Annotated in this window: 17 protein-coding genes; 16 read left to right on the top strand and 1 reads right to left on the bottom strand. The window is 65.8% G+C overall.

Annotated elements, in window-relative coordinates:
* The first annotated feature begins 2 nt into the window (after positions 1 to 2).
* Genes ACEN42_RS34255 through ACEN42_RS34185 form a run of 15 tightly spaced genes read left to right on the top strand, consistent with a single transcriptional unit; the run spans position 3 to position 15,237 of the window.
* The gene (locus tag ACEN42_RS34255; RefSeq protein WP_238211965.1) at positions 3 to 254 is read left to right on the top strand and encodes an acyl carrier protein; all 252 of its coding nucleotides are present in this window, start codon (positions 3 to 5) and stop codon (positions 252 to 254) included.
* Positions 251 to 901, top strand: a complete 651-nt coding sequence (locus ACEN42_RS34250; RefSeq protein WP_371883061.1) for a hypothetical protein — start codon at positions 251 to 253, stop codon at positions 899 to 901. Before ACEN42_RS34255 ends, ACEN42_RS34250 begins: the two co-directional genes overlap by 4 nt.
* Positions 898 to 2,619, top strand: a complete 1,722-nt coding sequence (locus tag ACEN42_RS34245; protein WP_371883060.1) for an AMP-binding protein — start codon at positions 898 to 900, stop codon at positions 2,617 to 2,619. The genes ACEN42_RS34250 and ACEN42_RS34245 overlap by 4 nt, the downstream gene beginning before the upstream one ends.
* Positions 2,616 to 4,379, top strand: coding sequence for a glycosyltransferase (locus ACEN42_RS34240; RefSeq protein ID WP_371883059.1), 1,764 nt, complete (start codon positions 2,616 to 2,618; stop codon positions 4,377 to 4,379). Before ACEN42_RS34245 ends, ACEN42_RS34240 begins: the two co-directional genes overlap by 4 nt.
* The gene (gene hutH / locus ACEN42_RS34235) at positions 4,366 to 5,958 is read left to right on the top strand and encodes a histidine ammonia-lyase (RefSeq protein WP_371883058.1); all 1,593 of its coding nucleotides are present in this window, start codon (positions 4,366 to 4,368) and stop codon (positions 5,956 to 5,958) included. The genes ACEN42_RS34240 and hutH overlap by 14 nt, the downstream gene beginning before the upstream one ends.
* Positions 5,951 to 6,388, top strand: coding sequence for a thioesterase family protein (locus tag ACEN42_RS34230; protein WP_035500663.1), 438 nt, complete (start codon positions 5,951 to 5,953; stop codon positions 6,386 to 6,388). Before hutH ends, ACEN42_RS34230 begins: the two co-directional genes overlap by 8 nt.
* Positions 6,376 to 7,011 (top strand): outer membrane lipoprotein carrier protein LolA, encoded by a 636-nt coding sequence (locus ACEN42_RS34225; RefSeq protein WP_371883057.1) that lies wholly within the window; start codon positions 6,376 to 6,378, stop codon positions 7,009 to 7,011. The genes ACEN42_RS34230 and ACEN42_RS34225 overlap by 13 nt, the downstream gene beginning before the upstream one ends.
* The gene (locus ACEN42_RS34220) at positions 7,008 to 9,428 is read left to right on the top strand and encodes an MMPL family transporter (RefSeq protein ID WP_371883056.1); all 2,421 of its coding nucleotides are present in this window, start codon (positions 7,008 to 7,010) and stop codon (positions 9,426 to 9,428) included. The genes ACEN42_RS34225 and ACEN42_RS34220 overlap by 4 nt, the downstream gene beginning before the upstream one ends.
* Positions 9,425 to 10,609, top strand: coding sequence for a beta-ketoacyl-[acyl-carrier-protein] synthase family protein (locus ACEN42_RS34215; RefSeq protein WP_371883055.1), 1,185 nt, complete (start codon positions 9,425 to 9,427; stop codon positions 10,607 to 10,609). Before ACEN42_RS34220 ends, ACEN42_RS34215 begins: the two co-directional genes overlap by 4 nt.
* 5 nt (positions 10,610 to 10,614) lie before the next feature.
* A complete protein-coding gene (locus ACEN42_RS34210) occupies positions 10,615 to 11,112 on the top strand; it encodes a hotdog family protein (RefSeq protein WP_371883054.1) in 498 nt (165 codons plus the stop codon).
* Entirely contained in the window at positions 11,109 to 11,834 is a 726-nt protein-coding gene (locus ACEN42_RS34205; RefSeq protein ID WP_371883053.1) for a 3-ketoacyl-ACP reductase FabG2, read from the top strand. Before ACEN42_RS34210 ends, ACEN42_RS34205 begins: the two co-directional genes overlap by 4 nt.
* Positions 11,834 to 13,060, top strand: a complete 1,227-nt coding sequence (locus ACEN42_RS34200) for a beta-ketoacyl-ACP synthase (protein ID WP_371883052.1) — start codon at positions 11,834 to 11,836, stop codon at positions 13,058 to 13,060. The genes ACEN42_RS34205 and ACEN42_RS34200 overlap by 1 nt, the downstream gene beginning before the upstream one ends.
* Entirely contained in the window at positions 13,057 to 14,292 is a 1,236-nt protein-coding gene (locus tag ACEN42_RS34195) for a beta-ketoacyl synthase (protein ID WP_371883051.1), read from the top strand. The genes ACEN42_RS34200 and ACEN42_RS34195 overlap by 4 nt, the downstream gene beginning before the upstream one ends.
* A 59-nt stretch (positions 14,293 to 14,351) precedes the next feature.
* A complete protein-coding gene (locus ACEN42_RS34190; protein WP_238211935.1) occupies positions 14,352 to 14,777 on the top strand; it encodes a hypothetical protein in 426 nt (141 codons plus the stop codon).
* Positions 14,778 to 14,802: 25 nt separating this feature from the next.
* Complete coding sequence (locus ACEN42_RS34185; RefSeq protein ID WP_238211937.1) at positions 14,803 to 15,237, top strand: excinuclease ABC subunit A; 435 nt, start codon at positions 14,803 to 14,805, stop codon at positions 15,235 to 15,237.
* Between the two features lie 51 nt (positions 15,238 to 15,288).
* Here ACEN42_RS34185 and ACEN42_RS34180 read toward each other — a convergent pair whose 3' ends face one another.
* On the bottom strand, positions 15,289 to 16,029 hold the full coding sequence (locus ACEN42_RS34180) for a class I SAM-dependent methyltransferase (protein ID WP_371883223.1): 741 nt from the start codon (positions 16,027 to 16,029) through the stop codon (positions 15,289 to 15,291).
* 127 nt (positions 16,030 to 16,156) lie between these two features.
* On the opposite strand from ACEN42_RS34180, the gene ACEN42_RS34175 reads away from it, so the two are divergent.
* The gene (locus ACEN42_RS34175; RefSeq protein ID WP_371883050.1) at positions 16,157 to 17,404 is read left to right on the top strand and encodes an NAD(P)/FAD-dependent oxidoreductase; all 1,248 of its coding nucleotides are present in this window, start codon (positions 16,157 to 16,159) and stop codon (positions 17,402 to 17,404) included.
* Positions 17,405 to 17,573 lie beyond the last annotated feature (169 nt).

Below are 17,573 nucleotides of genomic sequence, written 5' to 3'. Positions count from 1 at the left end.
CCGTGACCGAGAATGAAATCCTTGAGCGCATCCGCGCCATCTTCGAAGAGAACTTCGGCATTGCGCCGGAGCGCGTGACGCCCGAGGCCTCCCTGTTCGAAGAGCTCGATCTGGACAGCATCGACGCCGTCGATCTCGCGATCAAGCTGCAGGAAATGACGGGCCGCCGTATCAAGCCGGAAGAATTCAAGTCGGTGCGCACGGTCGCGGACGTGGTCGCCGCCGTCGAGTCATTGCTCGTCGAGCAGGAATGATGCAGTCGCAGACCGCGCACGCGCCAGGCGGGCAGGCCACCGATGCAAAGGCGCGCGGCTGGGCCGGATTCGCGCTGAACGTCGCGTTCAAGCTCGCTTATCCGGCCGTGATCCTGGCCGCGTGGTTCTGGAACGCGCCGCGCTACGCCGGCTGCGTGCTGTTCGCGCTGATCTGGCTGCAGCGCTGCATTGGCACGGGTGTCGTCAGCGTGTCGCTGCGCAGGCTCACGCGCGTCGATTGGATCGTCGCCTTCATGCTGAGCGCCGCGTCCGCCGCGATCGTGTGGACCGATAGCGAACGCCTGTTGCATATCTATCCGTCGCTCGTGAACCTCGGCTTGCTGATCGCGTTCGGCGCGACGCTCGTGCGCGGCCCGTCGATGATCGAAAAATTCGCGCGCATCGGCACGCCCGATCTGAGCGCCGCCGCCGTACGTCACACGCACCGCGTCACGCAAATCTGGTGCGTGTTCTTCGCCGCGAACGGCCTGTTCGCGCTCTATACGGCGTTGTACTGGCAGCGCGAGGCATGGTCGCTGTACAACGGCGCGATCTCGTATGGACTCGTCGGCGTGCTGCTCGTGGGTGAAATCGTGTGGCGCTATCTCGTGATCCTGCCGCGCGCGCGGCGTGCGGAGGCGGCATGATCGCGCTGCACGATTTGCTGTGCGCGGCGAGCGATGCGCAGAGACCCGTCTGCCGCGACGATCGCGCTGCAAGCGCGAACACGATCATCACGCACGCGGCTTTCCGTACGCGCGTGGCGGTCCTCGCGTGGTGGCTGCGCGAGCAGTCGGCGCGCCGCTACGCGCTGTGCATCGACGATCCGTACGACTTCGCCTGCGCGCTCTTCGCGCTGTTCGCGTGCGGCAAGGAGCCGGTAATTCCCGCGAGCTCGGCGCCCGGCTATCTCGCCGATCTCGCCCACGCGTACGACGCCATGCTGACCGATGACGACATCCGCGCGCTGGCCGCGACGGAATCGATCGGGGCCGCCGCGCCGCCGATGCCGATGCCGATGCCGATGCCGATCGACCCGAACGCACCGCTCACGCTCTACACGTCGGGCAGCAGCGGTAGCCCGAAGCCGATCCACAAGACCCTCGCACAGTTCGATGCCGAAGTGCGCACGCTCGAACGCGAATGGGGCGCGCTCATCGGCGACGCGACGATGCTCGCGAGCGTCGCGCACCGGCACATTTACGGGCTGCTGTTTCGCGTGATGTGGCCGCTCGCAGCGGGCCGCGCATTCGATCGCGCGTTGTGCGCCGAACCGCGGCAAGTGCAGTTGCGCATCGCGTGCTGCGGCGCGACCGTGATGGTGTCGTCGCCGGCGCAACTCGCGCGCTGGGCCGCGCTGACCGGTTTCGATGAACTGACGCCTGCGCCGCGTGTGTTCTTTTCCTCGGGCGGGCCGCTCGCGGCGGACGCCGCGCACGACTACGCGCGCGTGTTCGGCGACGCGCCCGTCGAAATCTACGGCAGCACGGAAACCGGCGGCATCGCGTGGCGCAGGCAGAACGTAACGCCGGCGTGGCAGCCGCTCGATGGCGTCGATGTGCGTCGCGCGGACGACGGCGCGCTCGAAGTGCGCTCGCCGCATCTGGGCCACGGCGAATGGCATCGCACCGACGATGCGATTGCCTTCGACGATGACGGCCGCTTCAGCCTGCAAGGCCGTCTCGATCGCGTGATCAAGCTCGACGGCAAGCGCATGTCGCTGCCGGAAATGGAAGCCCGGCTCGCGCTGCATCCGTACGTGACGCAGGCGTGCGTCGTGCCGCTCGCGGGCGCGTCGCGGGAGCGCGTGGGCGCCGTCGTCGCGCTGAGCGATGCAGGCAGCGCAGTGTTGCGCAACGAAGGCCGCGTCGCGCTCGCGAAAGCGCTGCGCCGTCATCTCGCCGCGTATTTCGATGTCGTTCTCTTGCCGCGCCGCTGGCGCTTTCGCATCGCACTGCCGTTCGATGCGCGCGGCAAGCTGCCCGTCGCGACGGTCGCGGCGTCGTTCGGCACGCGCGCCGAAGGCTTCGAAGTGCTCTCCGAAACGCGCGACGGCGACAATCTGCACTACGAGTTGCGCGTGCCTTCCACGCTCGTTCACTTCGACGGACATTTCCCGAATCTGCCGATCCTGCCAGGCGTCGTGCAGGTCGACTGGGCGATCCGGCTCGCGTCGGAGCACATCGCGGGCACGCGCGACGCGGCATCCGTCGATCGTCTCAAGTTCATGGCGCCCGTGCCGCCCGGCGCGCTGCTCGATCTGCGGCTCGCGCACGATGCGGCGCGCCGCCGTGTGCAGTTCGCGTATCGCCTGAACGGACGCGACTGTTCGTCGGGCGTGGTCGTGTACCGGGAGCGTGCATGAGCGGCGCGAACCTGCGGACGTGCATCGTCATTCCGATCTACAACCACAAGGATGCGATCGGCGGCACCGTCGCGCGCCTGGCCGTGCACGGCCTGCCGATGTTCGTCGTCGACGACGGCAGCGACGAGGCCACGCAAGCCGTCCTCGCACAGCTCGGCCGGCAGTACGGCGAACAGATGACGCTGCTGCGCCTGCCCGTCAACGGCGGCAAGGGCGCGGCCGTGATGGCGGGCTTGCGCGCGGCGCGGCGCGCGGGCCATACGCACGCGTTGCAGATCGATGCCGACGGCCAGCACGACGCGAACGACGTCCCGCGCTTTCTCTCAGCCGCGCGCGCCGAACCCGGCGCGGTGATTCTCGGGCGTCCCGTCTACGACGAAAGCGTGCCGAAGTCGCGCCTCTATGGCCGCTACGTGACGCACGTGTGGGTCTGGATCGAAACGCTGTCGTTCACGATCCGCGATTCGATGTGCGGCTTTCGTCTGTATCCGCTCGATGCGGTCTGCGCGCTGATCGACAGCGTGCGGCTCGGCACGCGCATGGACTTCGACATCGAAATTCTGGTGCGCCTGCACTGGCGGCGTCTCGCGTTCCGCACCGTGCCGACGCGCGTCGTCTACGCGACGGATGGCGTGTCGCACTTCGACGTGCTGTGGGACAACGTGCGCATCAGCGCGAGTCATACGCGGCTCGTGTGCGGCATGCTGCTGCGTCTGCCGATGCTCCTCGCGCACAAGGCGATGCCGCGCAAGACGTCCGCCGCCACGCGCGCCGAGGGCGGCTGGTGGCGCGTCGCCGAGCGCGGCAGCCGGCTCGGCATGGCGTTGCTCGCGATCAGTTGCCGTCTGTTCGGCGTGCGCTTCACGGGGCTGTGGCTGCATCCCGTCGTCGGCTATTTTCTGCTGACGGGACGCGATGCGCGCGCCGAATCGCATCGATACTTCGCGCATCTGAAGCACGCCGCGCCGGGCGAGCGCACGCCGCGTCCGGGCTGGCGTTCCGCGTATCGGCAGATGCTTGCGTTCGCGCAGTCGGGGCTGGACCGGTTCGCCGCGTGGTCGGGCCGGATCGCCGAAGACGACGTCGTATTCGACGATTCCACTGCGTTCGAAGCACTCGTCGAGAGCGGGCGTGGCGCGCTCGTCATCGGCGCGCATCTCGGCAATCTCGAGATGACGCGCGCGCTCGCGGTGCGCAACGGCCGCGCAAAGGTGACGGCCGTCGTCTATACGGAGCACGCGAAGCGCTTCAACAGCGTGATGTCGTCGGCGAGTGCGGACTTCGCCAGCCGGCTCATGCAGGTGAGCGACTTCGGTCCAGAGACGTCGATGATGATGAAGCAACGCATCGACGCGGGCGAATTGCTCGTGATCGTCGGCGATCGCGTGCCCGCGCACGAGTCGGGACGCACGACGGACGCGCATTTCCTCGGCGCGACGGCGCCGTTCGCGCAAGGGCCGTATGTGCTCGCGCACGCGCTCCGCTGTCCCGTCTATCTGTTTTTCTGCCTGAAAGAGCGCGGCGCGGAAGGCGGCACGCGCCATCGGCTGTATTTCGAGCCGTTCGCGGAACGCATCGCATTGCCGCGCCGTGAACGCGCACAGCACATCGCGACATGGGCGCAGCGCTACGCGTCGCGGCTCGAACACTATTGCCGCAAGGCTCCTTATCAATGGTTCAATTTCTTCGATTTCTGGGCGCGCCCCGGCAAAACGATGACGGAAGGCTCCGCGCCCAGAGGAAACGATGTCCGAGCATGATCTGATCGACGAGGTGCGCGCGTCGCGCACAGCGTCCGCAGTAACTTTCGGCGGGCGGCATCTGACGATCGAAGAGGTCGTATCGATCGCGACGCGTCGCACGCCCGTGGTCCTGAACGGCGACGCCGGCTGGCGCGCGCGCATCGAGCGCGGCGCGGACTTTCTGCGCCGCCATCTCGCAGCGGGCAGGACCGTGTATGGCGTAAACACCGGCTATGGCGACGCGTGTGTCGTCGATGTGCCGATGGAACTCGTCGAGGCGCTGCCGCTGCAACTCACGCGCTATCACGGCTGCGGCATGGGCGCGTATCTCGATGACGAAGCGACGCTCGCCGTGATCGCCGCGCGTCTGAATTCGCTGGCGTACGGGTTTTCCGGCGTGCGTCTCGTGCTGCTCGAACGGCTCGCGGACCTCATCAATCATCGCGTGCTGCCGCGCATTCCATCGGAAGGCTCGGTCGGCGCGAGCGGCGATCTGACGCCGCTGTCGTATGTGGCGGCGGCTTTGGTCGGCGAGCGCGAAGTGATGTTCGACGGCACCTTGCGCGATGTCGCCGGCGTGTGGTCCGCGCTCGGCGTGACGCCGCTCACGCTCGCGCCGAAGGAAGGGCTCGCGCTGATGAACGGCACGGCCGTGATGACCGGCCTCGCATGCCTCGCGTTTGCGCGCGCGCGTCATCTGACGCGTCTTGCCGCGCGTCTCACGGCGCTCTCCACGGTGGCGCTCGACGGCCGCGCCGCGCACTTCGACGCGACGATCTTCACAGTGAAGCCGCACGCCGGCCAGGCCGAAGCCGCCGCGTGGATCCGCGCCGATCTCGCCGGCCGCAACGACACGCCGGGACATCGTTTACAGGATCGCTATTCGATCCGTTGCGCGCCGCACGTGATCGGCGTAGCGGCCGACGCGCTCACGTGGATGCGCCGCGACATCGAGAACGAGCTCAACAGCGCGAACGACAATCCGCTGATCGATCCGGACGAAGAGCGCGTGCTGCACGGCGGTAACTTCTACGGCGGCCATATCGCGTTCGCGATGGACGCGCTGAAGACCGCCGTCGCCAATCTCGCGGATTTGATGGATCGCCAGCTCGCGCTGATCGTCGACGACAAGTTCAACAACGGCCTGCCGCGCAATCTGACCGGCGCAACGCATGCGCGCGCGCCGATCAATCACGGTTTCAAGGCCGTGCAGATTTCGGCGTCCGCGTGGACCGCTGAGGCGCTCAAGCACACGATGCCCGCGAGCGTGTTCTCGCGCTCGACCGAAGCGCACAACCAGGACAAGGTCAGCATGGGTACGATCGCCGCGCGCGACTGTCTGCGCGTGCTCGAACTGACGGAGCAGGTCGCGGCCGCGCACACGCTCGCCGCCGTGCAGGCGTTGAATCTGCGTCTGCGTCTCGATCCGGAAACGCCCGTGCCCGCGCCGCTGCGCGAGTTCGCGGCGACGATCGCATCGGTTTCGCCGTTCGTCGCCGAAGACCGTGCGCTGGAGCGCGATCTGCGCGCGTTGACGGCGCGCATCGCGGCGTGCGCTCTGGTCGATGCCGATGCAAAGGAACCGCGTCATGGCTGAAGTCGCGCAGGCTCGCACGCTCAAGGCGAGCGCGATCGTCGAAGTGCCGTTTCACGACGTCGATGCGATGAACGTGTGCTGGCACGGCCACTATCTGAAGTATTTCGAAGCGGGACGCTCGACGCTGCAGCGCGCGTTCGACTACGACTATCGCGAGATGCAGGCGTCGGGCTATGTGTGGCCGGTCGTCGAGGCGCATCTGAAGTACGTGCGGCCCGCGACCTACGGACAGCGCATCGAAGTGCGCACGGAACTGCTCGAATACGAGAACCGCCTGAAGATCGGCTATGAAATCGTCGATTGCGAAACCGGCCAGCGTCTGACCAAGGGTTATACGATTCAGGTCGCCGTCGATGCGGCCACGCAGGAATTGCAGTTCGTGTCGCCGCCTGTCTTGTTCGAAAAGCTGGAGCGCGTATGGGCGGTTTGAAGGTGCTCCGTGCGTTGCTCGTCTTGTTGCTGTTCACGGCAGCGCCATTGCATGCTGCATCCGGCAATCAGGCGCTCGTCGCGCAGGTGACATCGCGGCTCGCGCAGATGAAAGGCGTGCGCGCACAGTTCACGCAGACGCAGACGCTCTCCGCGATGAAGCAGCCGCTCGTAAGCACGGGCACGCTGGTGTTCGTGCGCGATCGCGGCGTGATCTGGCGCGTGCAAACGCCTTACGTGGCGACGTTCGTCATCACCGATGCAGGCGTCACTGAAGTCGACGCGAACGGCAAGCCTATCCGCACGAAGAGCGCGCAGGGCGTGCGCGGCGTGGCGCAGGTCTCGAAGATGATGCGCGCGATGCTCGGCGGCGATCTCTCCGCGCTGTACTCTCAATTCGATGTCGATGCGCACGGCTCGACACCGGATTGGACGCTCGACCTCACGCCGAACCAGCCGCAACTCGCGCAGGCGATTCGCGGCCTGCACATGACGGGCGGCGCTTTCCTGCGCAGCCTGCGGATCGATCTCGCGAACGGCGATACTACGCGCATCGAGTTCACGAAGAGCGAAGCGGCCGACGATCTGCCTTCCGCGGAACGTACCTTGTTGAGCGCGCCATGAGCCTGGCGCACGGGCAACGCAGGCGGACGTCGCTGTGGGGCGTTCGCGCCGCATGGATCGCGCTAGCGCTCGTCGCGGTGTTGTATTGCGTGCATCGTTTCAGCGGGCCGTCGCCGCTGGAGACAAATCTGCTCGCGCTGCTGCCCGCGACCGAAGCGAATCCCGTCGCCGAAAAGGCCGTCGATCAGCTCGCGAACGCGCTCGGCGACCGCACGGTGTTCCTCGTGTCGAGCCGCGACGCGGATCACGCGAAGGCCGCCGCGAAAAGGCTCGGCGCAACGCTTCAGGAGAGCGGCGCGTTCGCATCCGTGACGGCGGAGCTGCCGCCATTCGATATCGCGCGGATCGGCGCGCTCTACACGCCGTATCGCTTCGGCCTGCTGACACGCGACGACCGCGATGCTCTCACGCACTCGTCCGAAAAAAGCGCTGCATCGCTGCACGACGCGCTGATGCAGCGCATCTACAACCCCGTGCGCGGCCCGCTCGCAACGCAGCTCGCCGACGATCCGTTCGGGTGGCTCGAACACTGGCTGTCCGACCTGCCGCTCGCGACGTCGAACCTCGATCTCGAAGACAACATGCTCGTCGCGCATCGCGGCGACACGACGAGCGTGCTCGTCGTCACGACGCTCAACGGCTCCGCCTACGAATCGCGCGTGCAGCGTGCGGTGCTGTCGGCGGCGGCGCAGGCGGAAACGTCGTTGCACGCCGCATGGCCCGATGCGTCCGTCGCGCGCGCGGGCGCCGTGTTCTACGCGGAATCGGCGCGGCGTGCGTCGGAGCGCGAAGTGCATCTGATCGGCATCGCGTCCGCATGCGGCATCGCGTTGCTGATGCTGTGGGTGTTTCGCTCGCCGCGTCTGTTGCTGCTCGGATTCATGTCGACTGCGCTCGGCATCGTTGTCGCACTGGCGGTCACGATGGCCGTGTTCGGCAAGCTGCATCTGCTGACGCTCGTGTTCGGGGCGAGCCTGATCGGCGAGGCCGTCGATTATTCGATTCAGTACTTCGTCGTCTATCTCGGCGCGCCGCGCAACTGGGATGCGAAAGAAGGCGCGCGTTCGGTGCGGCCCGCGCTTTCCGTGGCGCTCGCGACGAGCCTGCTCGGCTATGCGATTCTCGCGTGGGCGCCGTTTCCCGCGCTCAAGCAGATCGCGTGCTTCGCGATGACGGGTATCTGCGTCGCCTTCGCGTCGGTCATGTGGCTGCTGCCCGCGATGTTGTCGAACGGGCCGAAGGCCACTCAGCGGCGTCTCTTTGCGCGCGCGGCCGTGCTGCTGCAACGCTGGCAGCGTGCGATCGGCGGGAAGCGTTCGTGGGCCGTCGTCGTCGCGCTGGTCGTCGTTTGCGCGCCGGGCTGGCTGCTGCTCAAGAGCGACGACGATATCCATTTGCTGATCCAGCGCGATCCGGCGCTCGTCGCGCAGGAGAATCGGGTGCGCGACGCAGTCGGCATCGACAATACCGCGCAGTTTTTCGTGGTGCAGGGCGCGACGCAGGACATCGTGCTGGAACGTGCCGAAGCGCTGGGCGCGAAACTCGATGCGCTTTCGGGCGATCAGTCGGTGGACGGATGGCGGTCGATCACGCAGTTCGTGCCGTCGGCGCGGCGTCAGGCCGATGACCGCGCACTGCTCGCGCGACATGTCTTCGCCGATCCCGCCGCGTTGCGCGCAACGCTGCTGCAAGCGGGCTTCCGTGACGACATCGCTGACGCCTGGATCGAGTCGTTCATGCGATCGGATACTCGGCCGCTGACGGTCGAGCGCTGGCTCGCGGCGAGCTGGTCGAAGCCGTTTTCTCATTTGTGGCTCGGCGCCGTCGATGCCAACGGCCAGCGCGGCTACGCGGCCATCGTGATGCCGCGCCGCGTGACGCCGCTGAACCTGCCCGCGCTGATCGCAACGGCGCGCGCGACCGAAGGCGTCGTGTTCGTCGACAAGGCCGCGAGCGTGTCGAAGCTGTTCGGCGAATATCGCGTCGATAGCGCCATCTGGCTCGCCGGCGCGCTGCTGCTCGTGCTCGTGCTGGTGATGACGCGCTATCGGCTGCGCGGCGGTATCGCGACGACGTTGCCCGTGCTGCTGGCGGTCGGCGTGACGCTCGCGGCGTTCGGCTATGCGCGCGTGCCGCTCAATCTGTTCAACTGCCTCGCGCTGATGCTGGTGCTCGGCGTCGGCGCGAATTACGCGGTGTTCCTGCGCGAGGGATGCCTGCGCGACAGCGCCGATCTCGGCGCGGTCTGGACCGGCGTGCTGCTGTCGGCGGCGACGACGCTACTGTCGTTCGGCATGCTCGGCATGAGCGGCATGCCCGCGCTGAAGAGCTTCGGCGTCACGCTCACGCTCGGCATTCTTGTGGCGGTGCTGCTCGCGCCCATCGCCATGCCAAACGAAGGGAGACACCACGCATGACGCTGCCGCCTGTTTATCTGCATGCGCTCGGCATGATCAACGCACTCGGCGACGAGACCGCTGCAATCTCGTCCGCGCTCGCGGAATCGCAATCGCCCGGCATGGGACCTGTGTCCATGAAAAACGGCGATGCGTTCGTCGGCCGTGTGCTCGCGCCGCTCGATATCGCGCCGCCCGCCGCGCTCGAACGCTTCGATTGCCGCAACAATCGCTTGCTGATGGCGGCACTCGAACGGATTCGTCCCGAAATCGAAGCGGCGCGCGAACGCTATGGCTCCGCGCGCATCGGTGTGGTGCTCGGCACGAGCACGTCGGGCGTCGGTGCAGCGGAAGAAGCGTTCGCGCATCGCACGAAAACGGGCGCGCTGCCGGAGCAATTCGACTACCGGCAGATGGAGATCGGCACGGCCGCGCCGTTCGCGGCCGCCGCGCTGAACCTGCAGGGCCCGGCGTTCACGATCTCGACGGCCTGCACGTCGAGCGCGAAAGCATTCGCGTCGGCGCGGCGTCTGCTGCAACTGAATCTGTGCGACGCGGTGATCGTCGGCGGCGTTGATTCGTTATGCGAACTGACCGTGCAGGGCTTCGCGTCGCTCGATTCGGTCAGCCCCGTGCGCACCAATCCGATGAGCCGCAATCGCAACGGGATCAACATCGGCGAAGGTGCGGCCGTGTTTCTGATGACGCGCGACGAAGGCGCCGTGCGTCTCGCCGGCGTGGGCGAATCGAGCGATGCGCATCATGTATCGGCACCCGATCCGCAAGGCGTCGGCGGCGAAATGGCGCTGCGTGCGGCGTTTGCGGATGCCGGCGTGATGCCCGGCGACATCGGCTATGTGAACATGCACGCAACGGCCACGCGCAAGAACGATGAAATGGAAGCGCGTCTGATGGAACGCGTATTCCCGGACGGCGTGCCCGCGAGCGGCACCAAGCCGTTCACCGGGCATCTGCTCGGCGCGGCGGGCGCGACGGAACTCGGCTTTGCATGGCTCACGCTCGCACGCGACGACGTCCCGTTGCCGCTCCATGCGTGGGACGGCGAAGCCGACACCGCGTTGCCCGCGCTCGATCTCGTGCAGACGAAGCGCCGCCTTTCGCGCGCAGCGGGCGCGCGCCATGTCATGAGCAATTCGTTCGCATTCGGCGGCAGCAATGTCAGCCTGATTCTGGCGGGATGACGACGATGAACGGCGAAACCATGTACCTCAGCGACGCGCTAACCGGCACGTTTCCGCCGATCGAAGCGATCATTCCTCATCGCGGCACCATGCTGCTGATCGACGCGGTGACATCGTGCGACGACGAAACGCTGACGGCCCGCGCGAGCGTGCGCCCCGGCGCGTGGTACGCGGACGAGCACGGCGCGATGCCCGCGTGGATCGGCATCGAGTTGATGGCGCAGTGCATCGCGGCGCATATCTCGCTGCTCGCGATGCGCGCGGGCGAGCAGGCGCGCCCCGGCGTGCTGCTCGGCTCGCGAAGCTATCAGGCGCACGTGAGCGCGTTCGCGCGTGATGCGCAACTCGACATCGGCGTGCGCGAAGTGCTGCGCGGCGAAGAGGGCCACGGCGCGTACGAATGCACGATCGGGCATGACGGCGAACGTTATGCCGAGGCCATCATCAAGGTATATCAACCCCATGATTTTCAGACGTTCATCGAAGGGAGCGTGAGCGCATGAACCGTCGAGTTCTCGTAACGGGCGCGAGCCGCGGCATCGGCCGTTCGATCGCGTATCAACTTGCCGCCGACGGCTTCGCTGTTTCCGTGCATTGCCGCACGGGCCGCACGGAAGCCGAAGCCGTCACCGCGGGCATCGCCGCACAGGGCGGTTCGGCGCGCGTCATCCAGTTCGACGTGCGCGACCGCGCCGCGTGCCGCGCGGAGCTCGAAACCGATGTCGCCGCGCACGGCCCTTACTACGGCGTCGTGTGCAGCGCCGGCGTGACGCGCGACGCTGCGTTCCCCGCGCTCACGGAAGAAGACTGGGACGTCGTGATCGAAACCGGTCTCGACGCGTTCTACAACGTGATCCATCCGCTGACGATGCCGATGGTCCGCGCGAAGCAGGGCGGCCGCATCGTGACGATCGCATCGGTGGCGGGCGTGATCGGCAATCGCGGGCAGGTGAACTACAGCGCCGCGAAGGCCGGACTGATCGGCGCGACCAAGGCGCTCGCCGTCGAGCTGGCGTCGCGCAACGTCACGGTGAACTGCGTGGCGCCGGGGCTGATCGAGACGGGCATGCTGGAGAACGCGCCCGTCGAGCATGCACTGAAGACCATCCCGATGAACCGCGTCGGCCAGCCGGGCGAAGTGGCCGCGGTCGTCAGCTTCCTGATGTCCGATGCGGCGTCGTATGTGACGCGTCAGGTGATCGGCGTGAACGGCGGGATGATCTGATGAAACGAGTCGTCATTACAGGCATGGGCGGCGTCACGGCGCTCGGCGATCGCTGGAGCGATGTCGAGACCGCGCTGAAGGCGGGCCGCAACGCGGTGCGCCGCATCGACGAATGGGACTTCTTTCAGGCGCTGCACACGCGTCTCGCGTGTCCGCTGCCCGCGTTCGAACAGCCCGCCGGCTGGCCGCGCAAGAAGACGCGTTCGATGGGCATCGTCTCGATGTATGCCGTGCGCGCGAGCGAACTCGCACTCGCGGATGCAGGGCTTGCCGGCGACATATCGATCAGCGACGGACGCATGGGCGTGGCGTACGGATCGTCGTCGGGTTCCGTCGAGCCTATTCGCGCGTTCGGCACGATGCTCAACACCGGCTCGATGACTGACGTCACATCGAACAGCTATGTGCAGATGATGCCGCACACGACCGCCGTCAACGTGAGCCTGTTCTGGGATCTGAAGGGACGCGTGATTCCGGCGTCGTCGGCGTGCGCGTCGGGCAGCCAGGCGATCGGCTTCGCGTACGAAGCCATCGCGACAGGCAAGCAGACGATGATGCTCGCGGGCGGCGCGGAAGAACTCTCGGGCCCGGCAGTCGCCGTATTCGACACGCTCTACGCGACGAGCACGCGCAACGACGAGCCTCAGCTCACGCCGCGCCCGTTCGATGCGAAGCGCGACGGTCTCGTGGTCGGCGAGGGCGCAGCCACGCTCGTGCTCGAAGAGTATGAACACGCGAAGGCGCGCGGCGCGACGATCCACGCGGAGATCGTCGGCTTTGGCTGCAACTCGGACGGCGCGCACATCACGCAGCCGACCGCGAGCACGATGGCGCGCGCGATGCAGCTTGCACTCGATGATGCACGGCTCGACCCGCAGGCCATCGCCTACGTGAATGCGCACGGCACATCGACGGATCGCGGCGACGTCGCGGAAAGTCAGGCGACCGCGCAGACCTTCGGCGAGCGCATGCCGATCAGTTCGCTCAAGAGCTACATCGGCCACACGCTCGGTGCGTGCGGCGCGATCGAGGCGTGGTGGACCATCGAGATGATGAAGCGCAACTGGTATGCGCCGACGCTCAATCTCACCGAGGTCGATCCCGCGTGCGCGCCGCTCGATTACATCATCGGCGATGCGCGCGCTATCGAAGCCGAATACGTGATGAGCAACAACTTCGCGTTCGGCGGCATCAATACGTCGCTGATTTTCCGGAACGTTCGATGAACGCAGCGCGGGTCATGCAGCGAGTCGTCGTGACGGGCATGGGTATCGTCTCGTGTCTCGGCAATTCGCTCGATGCGGTGAGCCGCGCCCTTCGCGAAGGCAAGAGCGGCGTGACGCGTATCGACGCGTGGCGCGAGCGCGGCTTTCATTCGCAAGTCGCGGCGGTAGCGTCCGTCGCTGACGAGCCGCCGTTCGACCGCAAGCTCGAGCGCTTCATGGGCGACACGGCACGCTTTGCGTGCCACGCGGCGAGGAAGGCTATCGACGATGCGCGGCTCGACGAAGCCATGCTGCGCTCGCCGAAGACGGGGGCCGTGATCGGGTCGGGCGTCGGCGCGATGGCGGAGTACGACATGGCGCTCGCCGCGGCGCACGCGCATGGCGTCGACAGAACGCCGCCCTATACGGTGCCGCGCGCGATGAGCAGCACGGCCTCGGCGAACGTCGCGCAGAGCTTCGGCATCGAGGGCGTCGCGTACTCGCCTTCGTCGGCGTGCACGACATCCGCACTCGCGATCGGACAGGCGATGCAGTTGATCCGCACCGGACGGCAACACGTCGTGCTCGCGGGCGGCAGCGAAGCGTTGCACGACAACATGACGCTGATGTTCGACGCGATGCACGCGCTGTCGCGCGGCTTCAACGAGACGCCGGCGCGCGCCTCGCGTCCTTACGACACCGCGCGCGACGGCTTCGTGATCGGCTCCGGCGCGGGCGTGCTGGTGCTCGAATCGCTGGATCACGCGCTTGAGCGCGGCGCACGCATCTACGCCGAGCTGACCGGCTTCGGCGAGAGTACCGACAGCACGGGCATGGTGACGCCGCACAGCGGCGGCATCGCGCGCGCATTGCGCATGACGCTCGACGATGCGGGCGATATCGACGAATTGCCCGAGTACATCAACACGCAGGCGCCGTCCACGCCGCTCGGCGATGCCGAAGAACTGCGCGCATTGCACGAGGTGTTCGGTGCGCAGGTGCCGCCGTTCTCGTCGACCAAGGGCATGACGGGGCATTCGATCGGCGCATGCGGCGCGCACGAAGCGATCTACACGCTGCTCATGATGCGCGACGGATTCATTGCGGGAACGGGAACGGTCGAGTCGCCGGACCCGCTCGTCCACGGCATGCCGCTCGTGCAATCCACGCGCGAGGCGCATATCGCGCGGGCGATGTCGGTGTCGTTCGGCTTCGGCGGAAGCTGCGCGGGCCTGAGTTTCAGGAATGTTTGACCGGTGCCCTTCGTGCAACGACGGGCGTGATTCAAAAGCAACCAAGAGTGACCACAAGAATGAGAACGAAGATCTTCCTGGCGATGGCAGCCGGCATCGTGATTTCGCAAGCCGGATGCACGACGCAGATCCGCTCGCTGCCGATGCCCGCCGAGGTGCAGGCGCAAAGCAAGCAGGGCGTGCCGCTGTATTTCGGCGACGAGGCACATCCGAACGTGAAGAAGTTGATCGAGACCAAGGAAGTGCGCGCGCGTGTCTCGCGCGAGATGACCGGTCAGGAAGCGACGTGCAACATCGCGCTGGGCAAGGCGTTGCAGCAGTTGCGGGACTATGCGGGCGCGCATCAGGCGAACGCTGTCGTCAACGTGACGACGCGCTTCCAGCACACGGAAACGTCGTCATCGAAGGAGTTTGCGTGCGGGTCGAGCAACAACGGTTCGACGATAGCCGTGCGCGGCGACCTCGTGCAGTTCGACGCGCAATAAGCACGCCATCTTGAGGAACAACATCATGAAGCATCAGATGATCTGCGCGGCGCTGCTCGCGTGCATGCTGTCGTCGCACGCGTTCGCGCGCGATTCGGTCACGAACTATTCCGTCGAATCCGCGCTGACGAGCGAAGGCGGCAAGGTCGATCAGGACATTGCGCTCTATTTCGCGGGACAAGCCCATCCGGGCGTTGTGAAATCGTTCGGCGAGTTCGCGACGAACAAGAAGACCAACTCGTTCGGCAAGAGCGATGAAACCGCGTGTCAGCACGTGTTCTTGTCGGCGGTAATGGCGCTGCAGGATCGCGTGCGCAAGGAAGGCGGCAATGCGGTCATCAACATCAAGAGCAACTACCGGAACGTCGAGCGCGAAAGCGCGACGGAGTTCACGTGCGGCGCGGGTGCAGTGGTTGCGGGCGTAGCGCTGAAGGGCGAAGTGGTGACGCTGAAGAAGTAACGCGCAAAGGACGTGCGGCGCGCGTGTTCGAAGGCGCGCCGCGTTTCGCTGTCAGATGGTCTTGACGGCCGCAACGTTCACGAGCGTCTCGCGCCGCTTGCCCGGCTTCGGGGCATAGAGACCGATGCGCTCGAGCAGTCCGAAGTCTTTTGCACGGCTCCACCACAGGTAGGGCAGCGACACGTTGCGGGGTTCGAAGCTGAAGCCACTGTTGCGGATCATCGCGAGATACCCGTCCGCGCTCTTTTGCACTTGCATTGGATGACGGAACAGCAGGCGGATGACCCACGACTTGATGTATGCATCCGTGGATTCGGCGAACAGCAGCAAGCCGCCGGGCTTGAGCACGCGGCGGAACTCGGCGAGCGCGCGTTCCTGTTCGACGAGGTGATGGAACGTCTGGTGACAGAAGACGATATCCGCGCTGGCGTCGCCTAGCGGCAAATTCGCACAGTCGCCATGCAACACTTCGATGCGCGTAACGGCGGTGTCAGAATTGCCTTCGCAAGCGCGCGCGGCTTTATCGGCGAGCGCGAGCGATGGTTCGTGGAAGTCGATGCCGACGATACGCTGCGGCGCAAACGCTTTCGCCAGCAGTCGAAACGAAACCCCTTGCCCGCAGCCGACATCGACGATCGTGGGACGAACGGGCAGCGGGCCGTCGATCAGGCCTTTGAGATCGTTGATGGCGACGCGCAGTACGTGGTGTTCCCACGTATGCGTGCGCAGGAACCAGACGCCGAACGCAGTTTCAGAAACGAAGGGCACACTGGATGTTTCGGTATTCTGCACAATTAAATCCGGTAAAGAAATAGTAGTCGAATCTTTGGCACTTGGGTGGCTCGATTGTAATCGCTGATCCGTCGCGCAAGCGTCGTATTTGCCCTTTGCTTCGCAGGCACCTGCATGGGAATTAACGATGAACAATGAATGTTGTATGAATACCTCCGTCGATGTCGCCATCATCGGAGCCGGGCCTTCAGGTGCGGTCGCCGCGGCGTTGCTTCGAAAGGCTGGACGTTCGGTGCTGGTGCTGGAACGGCAACACTTTCCGCGCTTTTCGATCGGCGAAAGTCTGCTGCCGCAAAGCATGGCGTATCTCGAAGAGGCGGGCATGTTGCAGGACGTCGTGGAAGCCGGCTTTCAGTACAAGAACGGCGCGCACTTCGTCCATCGCGATCAGGTGTCCGCTTACGATTTTCGCGACAAGCATTCCGACGGCTGGGGCACGACATTCCAGGTCGAGCGTGCCGTGTTCGACGATCTGTTGATTCGTCGCGCGGCGAAGGAGGGCGCCGAAGTGCGCTTCGGCCATACGGTTCTCGAAATGAGAACGGGCGACGCACCCGCGCTCGAAGTCACCGACGAGGCGGGTACGCGATATCAGGTACATGCGCGTTTCGTGCTCGATGCAAGCGGTTTCGGCCGCGTGCTGCCACGTCTCCTGAACCTCGAAGCGCCTACGCGCATGCCCACGCGCGCCGCGATCTTCACGCACGTGCGCGACGACATTCCCATCGGTGCGCACGATCGCAACAAGATCACGGTTGCCGTGCATCCCGAGCATCGCGATATCTGGTACTGGATGATTCCGTTGGCGAACGGACGCTCGTCCGTCGGATGTGTTGCCGAAGCGCCATTTCTCGATGCGCCCGAAGCGGAGCGCGAAGCGAAGTTGCGTTCGTTGATTCGCAGCGAGCCGACACTGAACCGGCTGATCGGCGATGCGCCTTTCTTGATGCCGGTGCGGCATATCGGTGGGTACTCGGCCAACGTCGAGCGGCTGCATGGTCCGGGTTACGCGCTGCTCGGCAATGCAGGAGAGTTTCTGGATCCCGTGTTTTCTTCGGGCGTGACGATCGCGCTGCGATCCGCGCATCTCGCTGTCGAAACGCTGGAGCGTCAGTTGAACGGCGAGGCCGTCGACTGGCAGACGCAATACGACATGCCGCTGCGCAAGGGTATCGATACGTTTCGTGCGTTCGTCGAGAACTGGTATACGGGGAAGCTGCAGGACATCATCTTCGCGCGTGAGCAGGCGCCGACGATACGTCGAATGATCAGCGCCGTGCTTGCCGGGTATGCGTGGGATGAGACGAATCCTTATGTCGTCGAGCCGGTTCGGCGGTTGAATACGTTGCACGAAATGTGTGGGCGACGTGGGTGACGGTCGATTGGTCTATTGGTGACGCTTGCGTGCGCGGTTGGGGAGGTGATCGAAGCTTGCGGGCAGGCGAGATCACTGGCAGGGGCGGCGCGTCGTTGATCCGAAACTGCGTCGGTCCAATCGTGCATGGGCGGAATGGGCGTTTATTCTTCGATGGACCTGTTTCCCG

The sequence above is a fragment of the Caballeronia sp. S22 genome, from assembly GCF_964261745.1.
Classification (GTDB): Bacteria; Pseudomonadota; Gammaproteobacteria; order Burkholderiales; family Burkholderiaceae; genus Caballeronia; species Caballeronia jiangsuensis.
The sequence above is the reverse complement of the archived record's forward strand: the minus strand, read 5'-3'. Positions and strand labels throughout refer to the sequence as shown.

Excerpts from the sequence above, each read along its gene's own strand:
- ACEN42_RS34250 (WP_371883061.1), top strand. The coding sequence starts at position 251 with ATGATGCAGTCGCAGACCGCGCACGCGCCAGGCGGGCAGGCCACCGAT.
- ACEN42_RS34245 (WP_371883060.1), top strand. The coding sequence starts at position 898 with ATGATCGCGCTGCACGATTTGCTGTGCGCGGCGAGCGATGCGCAGAGA.
- ACEN42_RS34240 (WP_371883059.1), top strand. The coding sequence starts at position 2,616 with ATGAGCGGCGCGAACCTGCGGACGTGCATCGTCATTCCGATCTACAAC.
- hutH (WP_371883058.1), top strand. The coding sequence starts at position 4,366 with ATGTCCGAGCATGATCTGATCGACGAGGTGCGCGCGTCGCGCACAGCG.
- ACEN42_RS34230 (WP_035500663.1), top strand. The coding sequence starts at position 5,951 with ATGGCTGAAGTCGCGCAGGCTCGCACGCTCAAGGCGAGCGCGATCGTC.
- ACEN42_RS34225 (WP_371883057.1), top strand. The coding sequence starts at position 6,376 with ATGGGCGGTTTGAAGGTGCTCCGTGCGTTGCTCGTCTTGTTGCTGTTC.
- ACEN42_RS34220 (WP_371883056.1), top strand. The coding sequence starts at position 7,008 with ATGAGCCTGGCGCACGGGCAACGCAGGCGGACGTCGCTGTGGGGCGTT.
- ACEN42_RS34215 (WP_371883055.1), top strand. The coding sequence starts at position 9,425 with ATGACGCTGCCGCCTGTTTATCTGCATGCGCTCGGCATGATCAACGCA.
- ACEN42_RS34210 (WP_371883054.1), top strand. The coding sequence starts at position 10,615 with ATGAACGGCGAAACCATGTACCTCAGCGACGCGCTAACCGGCACGTTT.
- ACEN42_RS34205 (WP_371883053.1), top strand. The coding sequence starts at position 11,109 with ATGAACCGTCGAGTTCTCGTAACGGGCGCGAGCCGCGGCATCGGCCGT.
- ACEN42_RS34200 (WP_371883052.1), top strand. The coding sequence starts at position 11,834 with ATGAAACGAGTCGTCATTACAGGCATGGGCGGCGTCACGGCGCTCGGC.
- ACEN42_RS34195 (WP_371883051.1), top strand. The coding sequence starts at position 13,057 with ATGAACGCAGCGCGGGTCATGCAGCGAGTCGTCGTGACGGGCATGGGT.
- ACEN42_RS34190 (WP_238211935.1), top strand. The coding sequence starts at position 14,352 with ATGAGAACGAAGATCTTCCTGGCGATGGCAGCCGGCATCGTGATTTCG.
- ACEN42_RS34185 (WP_238211937.1), top strand. The coding sequence starts at position 14,803 with ATGAAGCATCAGATGATCTGCGCGGCGCTGCTCGCGTGCATGCTGTCG.
- ACEN42_RS34175 (WP_371883050.1), top strand. The coding sequence starts at position 16,157 with ATGAACAATGAATGTTGTATGAATACCTCCGTCGATGTCGCCATCATC.